General features: G+C 60.1%; 9 protein-coding genes. 1 reads left to right on the forward strand and 8 read right to left on the reverse strand.

Going from position 1 to position 13,291, the window contains the following annotated elements; all coding sequences use genetic code 11:
- Positions 1-51: 51 nt before the first annotated feature.
- The 8 genes from V1475_RS01690 to urtA all read right to left on the reverse strand — a co-directional run bounded on the left by V1475_RS01690 (position 52) and on the right by urtA (position 9,995).
- Positions 52-1,299 carry an ABC transporter permease subunit gene (locus tag V1475_RS01690; RefSeq protein ID WP_479411367.1) on the reverse strand — a complete coding sequence of 416 codons (1,248 nt, stop codon included), beginning with the start codon at positions 1,297-1,299 and terminating at the stop codon, positions 52-54.
- Positions 1,300-1,365: 66 nt separating this feature from the next.
- A complete protein-coding gene (locus V1475_RS01695) occupies positions 1,366-2,715 on the reverse strand; it encodes an ABC transporter substrate-binding protein (RefSeq protein ID WP_479411368.1) in 1,350 nt (449 codons plus the stop codon).
- 25 nt (positions 2,716-2,740) lie between these two features.
- Complete coding sequence (locus V1475_RS01700) at positions 2,741-3,835, reverse strand: LacI family DNA-binding transcriptional regulator (RefSeq protein ID WP_479411369.1); 1,095 nt, start codon at positions 3,833-3,835, stop codon at positions 2,741-2,743.
- Positions 3,836-3,983: 148 nt separating this feature from the next.
- Positions 3,984-4,682 carry an urea ABC transporter ATP-binding subunit UrtE gene (gene urtE, locus V1475_RS01705; RefSeq protein ID WP_434290317.1) on the reverse strand — a complete coding sequence of 233 codons (699 nt, stop codon included), beginning with the start codon at positions 4,680-4,682 and terminating at the stop codon, positions 3,984-3,986.
- Positions 4,683-4,695: 13 nt separating this feature from the next.
- Positions 4,696-5,445 carry an urea ABC transporter ATP-binding protein UrtD gene (gene urtD / locus V1475_RS01710; RefSeq protein WP_479411370.1) on the reverse strand — a complete coding sequence of 250 codons (750 nt, stop codon included), beginning with the start codon at positions 5,443-5,445 and terminating at the stop codon, positions 4,696-4,698.
- Positions 5,442-6,668, reverse strand: coding sequence for an urea ABC transporter permease subunit UrtC (gene urtC, locus V1475_RS01715; RefSeq protein WP_479411371.1), 1,227 nt, complete (start codon positions 6,666-6,668; stop codon positions 5,442-5,444). The genes urtD and urtC overlap by 4 nt, the downstream gene beginning before the upstream one ends.
- A 15-nt stretch (positions 6,669-6,683) precedes the next feature.
- The gene (gene urtB / locus V1475_RS01720) at positions 6,684-8,636 is read right to left on the reverse strand and encodes an urea ABC transporter permease subunit UrtB (protein ID WP_479411372.1); all 1,953 of its coding nucleotides are present in this window, start codon (positions 8,634-8,636) and stop codon (positions 6,684-6,686) included.
- A gap of 63 nt (positions 8,637-8,699) precedes the next feature.
- Entirely contained in the window at positions 8,700-9,995 is a 1,296-nt protein-coding gene (gene urtA / locus V1475_RS01725) for an urea ABC transporter substrate-binding protein (protein WP_479411373.1), read from the reverse strand.
- A 511-nt stretch (positions 9,996-10,506) separates the two neighbouring features.
- On the opposite strand from urtA, the gene V1475_RS01730 reads away from it, so the two are divergent.
- Positions 10,507-13,290 (forward strand): methyl-accepting chemotaxis protein, encoded by a 2,784-nt coding sequence (locus V1475_RS01730; protein ID WP_479411374.1) that lies wholly within the window; start codon positions 10,507-10,509, stop codon positions 13,288-13,290.
- The last annotated feature ends 1 nt before the right edge of the window (position 13,291 follow it).

Raw genomic sequence — 13,291 nt, forward strand, 5'->3', positions numbered from 1 at the left:
GGGGGAGCGCCAAAGGCGCGGGGGGCAAAGCCCCCAAAAGCTGCACGCCAATCATAGCCCCTCCTCCTTCGACATGAATTTGAAGAAGAACACGGAGAACAGCAGCAGACAGCCAAAGATCACCACGGCGACCGCCGCCCCCGCACCGATGTTCGAGACCGCGAAGGCCTGTTCATAAACATTCACGGTCAACACCCGCGTGCCCGCATTGCCCCCGGTCAAAAGGAAAATGTCGTCGAACTTGTTGAAGGTCCAGATGAAGCGCAACAGGAACAGCACCGAGAGGATGCCCAAAAGCTGCGGCAGGCTGAGATACCAGAACTGCTGGAACGGCGAGGCCCCGTCCATATCGGCGGCCTCATACATATCCGTCGGGATCGACTGCATCCGCGCAAGAATGAACAGGAACGAAAGCGGGAAATAGCGCCAGATCTCAAAAGCCGTGACCATCAGGAGCGCGAGAGGTTTCTCGCCAAAGAAATTGATCGCCTGATCGGTCAGCCCCATCTGCACAAACAGCGCATTGGCCGAACCGGAGAACGGATCGAAGAGCAGAATCCACGCAAAGGCGACGGCGATCACCGGGGCGACATAGGGAAAGAGGTACAGCCCGCGCAAAATCCCCTGCCCTTTGAACGAGTGATTGAGCAACATGGCGGCGAACAACCCCATGATCATCGCACCGACCGTGCCGAAGATCGTGTAAAACAAGGTCACTCCAAGCACGGACCAGAACTCGCCTCCATCAAATACGGACACGAAATTCTTCATCGTGAAATCGCCATTGGTCAGCACGAATGAGGCTTTGCCATCGACCTTGGCCGGAGTGTCTTCGACATCAGCACCCGTGTCGAACCACGCCTGTTCAGTCACAACCGGGATGTTGAGCGTCTCGCGATGCCCGCCTTCCCAGTCGCCCAGATCACAAAAAAGCACCCCCTCCGCCATCTCACAGCGCGGATCGAGATCGCCCGCAAGCGTCAGCCCCTCGGGCCAGGTGTCGATCAGCGTCACGCCGGTGATTTCCGAGGTCGGAGAGGAGTTCCTGAGCCGATATCGCAGCGTCGCTTCGTCGCCCGCCGCCGCTGGTCGACCCCGCAAATCCTCGCGCACAACCGCCTCCGGCGCACGCAGATCGGCAAGCGAGACCGGTTTGACGGAAATCCAGAACACCGCCAGAAGCGGCAGGATCACCACAAGAGAAACCGCGAGAATGGTCGGGGTCAAAAGCCCCCAGGCAAGCCGCGCCTCGGTACGGGCCAGAGGCCCGGTGCCGCGCGGCGGTCCGATGTCCGACATGGAGAACTCCCTGTCTTTAAAGGCAAAGACGCGGGGCGGAAGATGCCGCCCCGCAAAAGAGCGGCGTTACTCGATCGCGCTCAGTTCGGCGTTCAGATCCGCAACGGCGGTTTTCACGTCGATCACGCCGTCGATATACTCGCGCACGATCCGGTTGATCACCTGCGAGTTGTTCATCTTGGACGCCAGACCGAGCTGACCTTCCTTGACCCCCCAACGCTGCGCCACATCGAGACCTCCGACGATCTCGTCGATCATGTCCTGCGCATAGAGATCGCCCAGCGGCGCTTTGCGATCCACACCCACCGGCAATTTCGCCCATTCGGTGATGAAATAGGTCGGATCTTCCTCGGTGCCGCGACGGGTCGGGAACATGCCTTCTGGCGCGATGGACAGGGTTTCGAGATAGCCCGCATCCATCGAAAATTCCACGAATTCCTCGGCAGCCTCGGTTGCGGCATCGGTGGTGATGCCGAAATAGTTGATGTTGGCATAGGCCGCGCCATCCGGGTTCGACGGACCGGAGAAATTGGTCACGATTCCGGTTTTCGAAGCCAATTCGGTCGAGGTCGGATCGTCGTTGATCGTGGGCGGAGAGCTGTCGCGCAGACCGGCCAGCTCATCGAGAATGAAGGGCGACCAGAAGACCATCGCGGTATTGCCGGAGAAATAGAGCGTCCGCGCCTGATCCCAATAAAGATCGCCCGGAGGCGAGGCATTGGCGATTTTCTTGTAGAACTCAAGAACTTCGATGGTCTTCGCTTCATCGAGCGGAGCAAAGCCATCGGCATCCACCGGGCTCACGCCATTGGCGAGGAACACATGTTCGAGCACCTGCGACATGAAGGCCTCGTCCACCTTCGTCGCGGCCACGAAACCGTACATTTCCGGCGGATTGTGCAGCTTTTCGATGGCGGCTTCGACGGCGGCATAGGAGGTCGGCGCCGCAAGACCCGCTGCATCGAAGAGGTCTTTGCGATAGACGATCATCTGCGTCCAGCCATTGGCGGGCACGGAGGCGTAGCCGTCATCCATCGCCGCCATGGCGAGCGCACCGGGGGCGAAAGTGTCGGCGCCCAGGTTCTCGATCACATCGGTTGCGGCATCCATGTCGAGAATCCCGGCCTCGGCCCAGGGCAACGCATATTGCAGCGAGTGATAGATCACATCCGGCAGATCACCGGCGGCAAATGCCGCGGTCGCCCGCGTGCCAAGTTCGGATTCCGTGACCGGGATCACTTCCACCGTATTGCCGGTCTTTGCTTCGAAGGCCGCGGCCATCGCCTCCTGCTTGGCCAGACGATCCGGTTGTTCTTCCGTGGTCCAGAACCGCAGGTTCTCAGCCCCTGCCGCCATGCTCGACAGCGCAAGCGCCGTGGCGGCACTCGTCAGAAGGGTCAGTTTTTTGAAAGTCATCTCTCTCTCCCTGAGTTGATGGAAATTACGCAGTCACAGCGGCCAGATCGGCCAGATGCCGCGCCAGTTGATCTGACGTCAGCGTGGGCCGTCCCGTGGAACCGCCCGGTGTAAATGTGGCCCGGATCACGCCTTGGGTCGCAGGAGCCTCCGGGTCCTGCATCCGGGCAATGAACATTTCGCCAAGCCGTGCACCCGCTTGCCGGTTGTCGACCGCAAAGGTTGCAAGGCGCGGCCACATGGCCTGCCCTTCGGGGGCGCCGTCATAGCCGACGACCGAAAGTTCCGACCCGATCTTGAGGCCAAGCGTGTTCGCGACCTCATAGACCCCGCGCGCGAGCGTGTCGGTGGCGCACAGGATCGCGGTCGGCGGGGTCTCAAGCGCCAAAAGCTCGCGCGTGGCCGCAGCCGCATGATCGGGCGACAAAGCGCCTTCCGTCATGAGGGCGGGATCGAACGGCAGCCCCTCGGCCGCAAGCCCGGCGCGATAGCCGTCGCGGCGCGCATGAGAATAGGCATAGTCCGGTGCGGAGCCGATATACCCGATGCGCTCATGCCCCAAATGCGCCAGCCAAGTGATCGCATCGGCCATGGCTGCCTCACTCACAACATCAAAATAGAACATCATTTCGCGATTTTTGGGTCGCCCATAGCAGATAAAAGGCACATTCTCGCGCTCAAGATAGGCGATACGCGGGTCTTCCCAAAGCACCCGTTGCAGGATGAACCCATCGGCTTTTCGGTCGCGCACCAGATCGCGCATGATGCGGATGGTGTCCGCCTCGCTTTCCGAAGTGGCGATGGTGAGGGTCCAACCTTCGGCGGAGGCGGCCTGTGTCAGACCGGCCAGAAATTCGGCGAGGAAGGGACGGTGGGCGTCGTGCTGCGACAACTCCACCACCAAGCCAAGCGAACAACTCCGCCCGGTCTTAATCGCCTGCGCATGGCTGAGCGGACGATAACCCATGGCCTGCGCGGCCCGAATGACCCGGTTGCGCGTGGCCTCTGAAATGTCGGGGTAGCCGTTGAGAGCACGCGAAACAGTGCCTTTGGTCAGGCTCAGGGCCCGGGACAAATCCGATATCGTCACCCGCGCAGTGTCGCGCGCACGACGGTCCATGGTTCCGTTTGACCGCACTTGATTCGCCTCCTCCCGGCAACATTGCGTCTCCGAAACCGGTTTCGGCAATGTTTTTTATCAAGTAGTCCGATTGCGCAGATGAACAACATGCTGCGCAGCATTTTCGGACAGGTTTGACAAAAGGGGATCAGGCGATACGGAAAACCTTGGCCGCGTCCTCCTTGGAAATCTCGGATTTGTCGTGGGTGGATGTGACCCGCCCGCGCTCCATGAAAACGAGCTGATCGGCGAGGTCATAGGCGAATTCGAAATACTGCTCGACCAACACGATCGCCATATCGCCACGCTCGCGCAAAAGCGAAATCACCCGACCGATTTGTTGAATGATATTGGGCTGAATGCCCTCGGTCGGCTCATCGAGAAGCAGAAGCTTTGGCTTGATGATCAGGGCACGGGCGATGGCGAGCTGTTGCTGTTGCCCGCCCGAAAGATCGCCGCCCCGGCGATGCATGAATTCCTTGAGGATCGGGAAAAGCTCGAAAATCTCGTCCGGAATGACATGTTCGGATTTCGGCAGGCAGGTAAACCCGCTCTCCAAATTTTCCTTCACCGTCAGAAGCGGAAAGATCATCCGGCCCTGCGGAACGATTGCCACACCTTTATGTGCCAACTCATGCGCCGGGGATTTTCCGACGTCTTCGCCATCGAGCATCATAGAGCCGCCCGAACGCGGATGGGTGCCGGAGATCGCCTTCATCAGGGAGGTTTTGCCAACCCCGTTCGTGCCCATGACACAGGTGACCTTGCCCGCCTGCGCCGAAAGATCGACGTCATAGAGGATTTGCGAACCGCCATAATGCAGCGAGAGGTTTTTGACTTCGAGCATGGTATCCTCTCCTTTAGCGGCCCAGATAGACATCAATCACGTCTTGGTTTTGCGTCACGTGATCGAGCGAGCCTTCGGCCAAAACCGATCCCTCATGCAGCACGGTCACCTTGCAATCGAGCCGTCGGACGAATTCCATATCGTGCTCGACCACCACGACAGCGCGCGTTTTCGCCGCTTCTTTCAGAATGTCGGTGGTGTGTTCGCGCTCGCCAAGCGTCATCCCCGCTGCCGGTTCATCGACCAGCAAAAGCTTCGGATCCTGCGCCAGAAGCATGCCGATCTCCAGCCACTGCTTCTGCCCATGCGACAGCTCGCCGGATTTGCGCGACAGCTGATCGGCGAGACCGATCTCGGAGGCCAGTTCCTCGACCTTCGCGAGATCCTTGAACTTCGGCTTGAAAAACAGAACTTTGAGCGGATTGCGATCATTCTTGACCGCCATCAGCAGGTTTTCGAACACCGACTGATCTTCGAACACCGTCGGGCGTTGAAACTTGCGCCCGATGCCCGCCCGCGCAATTTTGGCTTCGTTCATGCCGATCAGGTTGCGCGACATGTCCCCCCAGAGCACCTTGCCCTCATCGGGTTTGGTCTTGCCGGTCACGATGTCCATGAAGGTCGTCTTGCCCGCGCCGTTCGGTCCGATGATGGCGCGCAGCTCGGCGTGGCCGATGTTGAACGACAGATTGTTGATCGCCCGGAAGCCGTCGAAGGTGACCGAAATCCCGGAGACCTCAAGAAGTGTGCCAGCGCCGCTCATTTCTCCGCCTCCTCTTCACGCAAACTGCCTTTGTCAGGCCCAAGGGGAAGGCCGTGACGGTTGGGCGACATGCGGCCGGAGATCAAATCGAACAGACCGCCGATGCCTTTGGGGGCGAAGAGCGTCACGAGGACAAAGGAAAGGCCCAGAAGCACCAGCCACCAATCGACCCATTTGATCGTGTAGACCCCGAGGTTGATGTCGGGGGCCTGACCGCCGGTGAAATAGGTGGACACGAGCGAGACAAAGGCCGCGCCGATGACCGCGCCATAGATGCGCCCGCGGCCGCCGATGGCGACCCAAACGGCGAGGTAGATGGAGGCGATGGGGGCGATTTCTGCCGGGTTGATGATCCCGGCCTGTGGGTAATAGAGCGCGCCCCCGATGGCGGCGATCACGGCGGTGAGGGTAAAGACGAAGAGTTTGAACCCTTCGACAGAATAGCCAAGGAACCGCACCCGCGCCTCGTCGTCGCGGATGCCGCGAATGACGGAGCCGAATTTGCCGGAGACGATGAAGGCCGCGACCAGATAAGTGAGCAAAAGTGCGAAGGCTGAGGCCCAGAAGAACCAGATCGAGATATAGTCCTGCGATACCCCGTCCGCGCCGGGCAGGTTTTGCAGGCCCGAAAGCCCGTTGTTGCCGCGCAAACCGCTGTCGTTTTGGAACAGGTAGAGCGAGAGCGCGAGGGTCATCGCCTGTGTCAGGATCGACAGGTAGACGCCCGTCACCCGAGAGCGGAAAGCGAGCCAGCCGAAGACCAGGGCGAGGATGCCGGGCACAAGAACGACCAAGGCGATCTGCGCCCAGAAACTATGGGCGAAATACCAAACCAGAGGGAAGTCACTCGATCCGACGACGCCAAAAATCTGCGTCCCGATGGCGTCCGAAATCTCAGACGCGGTCGGCGGCAGGGGCGCATTGGCGAGGCTGTCGAGCACGATCAGTTTGGTCCGCGCATACATCAGCCACATGCCGATCATATAGCCCCCCAGCCCGAAAAAGGCGAAATGCCCGAGGGAGAGAATGCCCGTATAGCCCCAGACCAGATCCATCGCGATGGCGACCAGCGCAAGGCAGAGCGTCTTGCCCAAGGTCTTGACGAAAGACGTGGAAATCGCACCCGCACCGTAAGCCTCCGACAGGAAGGTCACGGCCAGAGTAAAGATCACCAGCACCGCGATAGAGATCGGCAGAGAGGGGTTTTTCTTAAACATATCCATGGCTCAATCCCTCCCTTAATCCCCGGCCGCACGGCCTTTGAGGGCAATGATGCCCTTGGGCCGGAACTGAATAAAAATGATGATGAAGATGATCATATAGGTCTGCGCCGCCAGCGTATTGGACGGGTTGAACCATTCGATCCCCTTTTGCAGGAAGCCGATCAGACCGGCGCCCAAAAGCGTGCCCCAGATATTGCCGACACCGCCGACAACCACGGTCATGAAGCTTTGTACGATGTAATCCTGCCCCAGCTCGGAGGTCACTTTCGCGTAAAGCCCGATGGCCACGCCCGCGATCCCGGCGATGCCGGAGCCAAGCCCGAAGGTCAGCATGTTCACCTTGTCCGGGTTGATCCCCATCGAGGCCGCCATGCGCGGATTCTGCGTCACGGCGCGGGTTTCGAGGCCAAGGCGGGTCTTCTTCATGATGAAGAGGAAGACGCCCAAGAAGATCAGCGCCAAAACGAAAATCGCGATGCGGATATAAGAGATCGACACCACATCGTTGAAGGTCAGCGCCCCGTCGAGCCAACCCGGCGAGGTCAGCGGACGCGCCTGCGTGCCGAAGATATTTTTCGCCAACTGTTGCAGCGCGATGGAGACGCCAAAGGTCGCCAGAAGGGTCTCAAGAGGCCGGTTGTAGAGCCAACGGATAATCAGCCGTTCCATCGCCACACCGGCGGCAAAGGTGACGGCGAAGGCCAGCGGGATCGCGAGAATGATCGACACGGTATAATCCGGCACGATCTGCTGGACGACATAGCCGGTATAGGCGCCCATCATGATAAACTCGCCATGGGCCATGTTGATCACGCCCATGACCCCGAAAGTGATGGCCAAACCGATGGCCGCAAGGAAATAGATCGACGCCAGAGACAGGCCATCGAGCGACAGATCGAGGAATTGGTTGAACCCGACCGCCCGGTTGATCGACCCAAGCGTCGCCTCCGCCGCATCGGTCACAGCTTTGGACGGTTCGTCATAGACCTCCGCAAAAGGCGCGCCCTTGACGACAGCTTCTTCTGAGAAGGCCGCGTCATAGGCCGGAACCTGCCCCGCCTCGGCCAGTGCCCGATAGGCGCGGTCGCGGGCCGCTTGGGTGTTGAGATCAGCCACAGGACTGCCGCCGACCTTGCCATCGACGATATGGGCCTCAAGCGCCGCTTTGCGCTCGGCCACACTCGGCGGCGGCGTCGCGGCCCCGGCTGCGACCATCAGCGCAAATGCATCAGAGACCGGAATGTCTTTGTCGGGTTTCAGAGCCCGTTTGATATTGGCCCCGTCCGGCAGACCCTCTGCATAAACGATCTTTGTGGTGACAAGCGGATTGAGCGCCGCTCGGGCATCCAGCGACAGCGCACCACGAAAGCCTTCAATCGCCGCAACGCGGCTCGCTTCATCCGGGTCGAAACGAATGGTCAAAAGCCGTTCGGTGGTCTCTTTCAGCGCCTTGATCGCCGGATCGGTCTCCCCCTCGATGGAGGCGCGGAGCGGGGCAAGATGGCTTTCCTCGCCATCGCGCTGAATCGCCAAAAGCGCATCGCGACGCCGCGCCGGATTGGGGTCGTTCAATTGAAACTGCACCAAAGCCGCGCCGATCATGGCGCGAATGCCGGAGTTCGGTTTGAGTTGATCGAGATCGCCTTTGTCGGCCGCACCGATCTCGGCGCCGCTGTCGAAATCGAACAGCATATAAGACCCGCCCGCGCCGGGCGTCGCATAGAAAAACAGCCCGTCGGCCTTGCGCTGCCACATGTCCTTGTTCTGCCATTTCTGAAGCACGGTCTGCGCAGCAGGCAGACCGGAATTGGCGATGGCATCAATGGCGGGGCCGATGGTTTTGCGTGAAGATTTTTCAATCTCGACACGGTGCTCCTGGAGCACGTCCTGAATGGTCCGGTCCTGTGCCTGTGCCGCGAGCGCACAGGTCAGCAAGATCAGACACGCGGCGAAGAGGCTGCGGATCATGAAAATCTTTCCGACTGGGAGGGCATGGAAGGGCGGCGCACCGCCCTTCCGAACTGGATCAGATCAGTAGTTGGATTTGATCTGCACGCAGGTCTCTGTCTCGGTGTTGTACATCCCGCAGCCGAGGTCTTTCCAATCGGATTTCAGCACGGCGGATTCCGGCAGGTAATCGGTCCATGCATCGCCCGGAACCGGATCGGTTTCCGAGATGATGTCGAACTGACCGTCGGCCAGAATTTCGCCGATCAGCACCGGTTTGGAGAGGTGATGGTTCACGCCCATCACGGCGGTGCCACCGGTGAGGTTCGGGAATTCCTGACCCCACATGTGCTCGCGCACGGCGTCGACATCGGTGGTGCCCGCTTCGGTCACCGCGTTCACCCACATGTTGAAGCCGATGTAATGAGCTTCCATCGGGTCGTTGGTCACGCGCGCATCGTCACCGATGAAGGCGTGCCACTGGTCGATGAAGGCCGCGTTTTCCGGCGTGTCGGCGGACATGAAGTAGTTCCACGCGGCGAGGTGGCCGACGAGGTTGGTGGTGTCGAGGCCGGAGAGTTCTTCTTCCCCCACGGAGAAGGCCACGACCGGAATGTCATCGGCGGAGATGCCCGCTGCGGCGAGTTCCTTGTAGAAACCGATGTTGGCGTCGCCGTTGATCGTCGAGATCACACCGACCTTCTTGCCATCGGCGCCCAGCGCCACAACATCGGCCACGATCTTGGACCAGTCGGAATGACCGAAGGGCGTGTAGTTGACGAAGATATCCTCTTCGGCAATGCCTTTGTCCTTCAGGTAGGATTCCAGAATGTTGTTCGTGGTACGGGGATAAACATAGTCGGTCCCCAGAAGCGCGAATTTCTCGACACCCAGCTCATCGAGGAAATAGTCGGTCGCGGGGATCGCCTGTTGGTTCGGCGCGGCCCCCGTGTAGAAGACGTTTTTGGACGATTCCTCACCCTCGTATTGCACCGGGTAGAACATCAGGCCGTTCAGCTCTTCGAGCACCGGCAGAACCGATTTGCGCGACACGGAGGTCCAGGCCCCAAAGATCACATCGACATTCTGAACGGTCAGAAGCTCGCGCGCTTTCTCGGCAAAGAGCGGCCAGTCAGACGCCGGATCGACGACAACCGCTTCCAGATCACAGCCCAGAAGGCCGCCTTTTTTGTTCTGTTCGTCCACCAGCATCAGCATGGTGTCTTTCAGCGTCGTCTCGGAAATCGCCATCGTGCCCGAGAGCGAGTGCAGCACGCCGACCTTGATCGGGCAGTCGGCTGCAAAAGCGGTGGAGGCAAGTGCAGTGCTCGCGAAAAGAGCCGAGGCCAGAGTGGCTTTGAATTGAATGGTCACGTCCATGTTCCCCTTGATTGGATGCTGTGAAACCGCGGGCGTCGCGCAAAACGCTCATATCCATATGCTTGGATTTAAATGAAAAACGCCAACGACCTCCTCTACAGCGTCAGATGGTTTCCTCTTCGCGCAAAGGGCCAGCCGGCAAGTCGGCCTTCCGCGCACACCCCTCCCCTCTGACACTCCGCAAAGCAGCTTTAATGCTCGGGGGCTTGAGGCGCGTTCCAGAGTTTGTCTCAGCAAAACACGCACACAAGACTGTATACAACCGCACAGGCTTCTATGAGAAAAATCGCCGGGATATGCCTGTTTTTTGCACAGATGCCAACATTCTTGTCACTTTACTGCGCAGGTTGCCAAAGCGGGATCGTCCGAACTACGCAAAATGATTCCATCCCATCCGGCGAAATCCGTTCGCGATACTGCCCTCGCGCATTTCACGCGTATCTAAACCGAATATTAGGAGCTTGCTGCCACCGTCCACGCATCTTCCAAGACGGCTCAGGCGGGGCATCGCATGCAAAACTGGATCGGCAATCTTCTGGGATCGGTCGCGGCCAAGATCCTCGGCATCCTCTTCGCGCTTGTCGGCACGACACTGGCCGCCATTCTGGTCTCCGGCTCCCTGATTTCCACGATCCGGGACGAGACGGATCGCTTGGTCAGCGACTCGCTCCCACCGCTTCAGATCGCCGCGGGCATCTCAAACGCCGTGTCCGACCTCAAGACCGGCATCGGCACGCTGTCCGGCACAACCGCCCAGAATGAGATCGAGGGGGCTATCGCCAATCTCGAAAGCGCCGCAGCGACGCTCGATCAGAGGCTCCAGCAGGTCGATCACACCGCCTATCCGAGCCTCAACGAGGACATGCTGACGCTGAACGCCGACATCGCCACGCTCAACGACGCCCGTCGTCGCGAACTCGAAGCTCAGGCGCGGAACCTGAAGGCCCAGAGCCAGCTCAACGCAGATTCGCGCGCGCTCGGTGAAATGTTGCAGACACAGATCAGCCAGGCGTCCTTCGCCCTGCTTCTGGCCGGAAACGACGCATCGTCCGCCACGAACCGCAACCTGAGCCAATTGCTGCAACGCGATGTCGAGGCCCTGAAACTGGCCCTGATGTTCAAGGCCGAGCTGAACCTCTCCGTCGGGCTGACCCAGACACTCCTGGAAACCAATGATTTCGGTATCCGCACCGAGGTTCTGGACCAAACCCGTGCCGCCCATGAGCGCATCGAGGCCTTGCTCAAGGATATGACAGCCAATGATACAGTGCAGGGAAAGGTGCCGGAACTGCGCGAGGCGCTGACTTTTCCGTCCGGGTTTCTCGACCTCTCGCCTGCAGACATGAAAATCCGCGCGCGCCTCCTGCATCAGGCACAGGATGAGTTGAACACCTTGTCGAGCAAGCTTGTGGATCACGTGCTCTTCACCCTGGACATGGAAAGCGCCGATGCGCTCAGCAAGAATGAGGTCGTGCTCCGCACCCTGCTCGACAAGGATGTGCGCAACATCACCGATCTGGCGCGGCTCGACAGCACAGCAAAGACCATTTTGATCAAGGCCATGCAGGGCGCGGCCTCGGTCGAAACCGGCGCCGTGCTCAGCCTTCAGGCGGAAATCGACAAGCTCACCCCCGAATTGCGCGCCCGCAGCGTAACCCTGCCCGAGGACTTCAAGGGGCTGATCGCCTCCGTTTTACGGGAAACAGATCCGCAAACCGGCCTGCTGCACGCCCGCGCAGAGGTGCTTGAAGCGCGCAGATCCGGATTGACCGCGAGTGCGGATGTTGCTTCGGGTTTGCTGCGCATTTCCGACGCGGTGATCACGATTTCGGACGCCTCGCTCTTCGGCATCGCAACCGCCAGCCAGACCCTGACGACCACGGCGGAACATGCACAGAAGACCATGAACGGGATCGCTGTCATTGCCGTTGTGATCGTACTGATCGCGCCGATCCTGACCTACATGTTCATCATGCACCCGCTCACCGCCGTCACCGCCCGCACCGAGCGTCTTGCCATCGGCGATATGTCGGACATACGCCGTGTTGGCGGTCGCTACGGTGAAATCGCCCGTCTGTTCGCTGCGCTCTCCGTCTTCCGCAACAACCTCGTCGAGAAGGAGCGCATGGAAACGGAAGCCCACGCACGTCAACTGCGCGAAGATCAGGCCAAAGCACAGGCGGAGAAAGAAACCCACGACCGCGAGGCCGCCGAACGCGCGCGTCAACATGAACAGGCCGAACGTGACCACGCACGCGATGCGCGCAACGAGGCGGAACGTCAGGCGATCGAGGCCCAAACCGCCGCCGAGCGTCAGGCTCGTCATGCCGAACAGACCCATGTCGTCGGCGCACTGGCCGAAGGCCTGCGCAGGCTGTCACAAGGCGACGTCCGCCTCACCATCGACGAAGCCTTCCCCGAAAGCTACGAACAATTGCGGCAAGACTACAATGCCGCCGTGCTGTCCTTGCGCTCCGTAATTGGACGCCTGTCCGGCACCGCCCGCACGATCCACGGAAATTCCGGCGAAATTTCCAATGCCGCCAAGGATCTCTCGCACCGCACCGAGCGTGCCGCCTCGATGCTGGGAGAGACCGCCGCCGCGCTGACCCAATTGACCGCGTCCGTCAAATCCGCCGCCGATGGCGCGGCTCTGGCCAACCGGACCGTGACGGGGTCGAAATCCAACGCGCAATCGGCGAGCAAGGTCGTACAGGAAGCGATCTCCGCCATGGACGCGATCTCCGAATCCTCGGATAAAATCTCCAGGATCATCTCCGTCATCGACGACATCGCGTTCCAGACCAACCTTCTTGCCCTGAACGCCGGCGTCGAAGCGGCCCGTGCAGGCGAGGCCGGGCGCGGCTTCGCCGTCGTCGCCTCCGAGGTCCGTGCACTTGCGCAACGCTCCTCCGAAGCCGCCCGCGAAATCAACACCCTGATCTCCGTCTCCGGGCAACAGGTCGACCGCGGCGTCTCACTGGTCGATCAGACCGGCGACGCGTTGCGCTCCATCGTCGAAGATGTCAGCGCCATCTCCTATCATATGTCGGAAATCGCCACATCCGCAGAAGAACAATCCGCAGGCATCTCCGAGATCAACGCCGCAGTGAGCAATCTGGACCAAACCACCCAACAAAACGCCGCGATGTTCGAACAAACCACGGCTGCCAGTCTTTCGCTGACACAAGAAGCCACGATGCTCACTCAGATCGTCTCGAAATTCGTGCTGGACGACAGCGTTGCCCAATCTGAAACCGAAGGCGACCGCCACACTCTGAGCAAGGCGTCCTGAG

It is taken from the genome of Celeribacter sp. SCSIO 80838, from assembly GCF_056498065.1.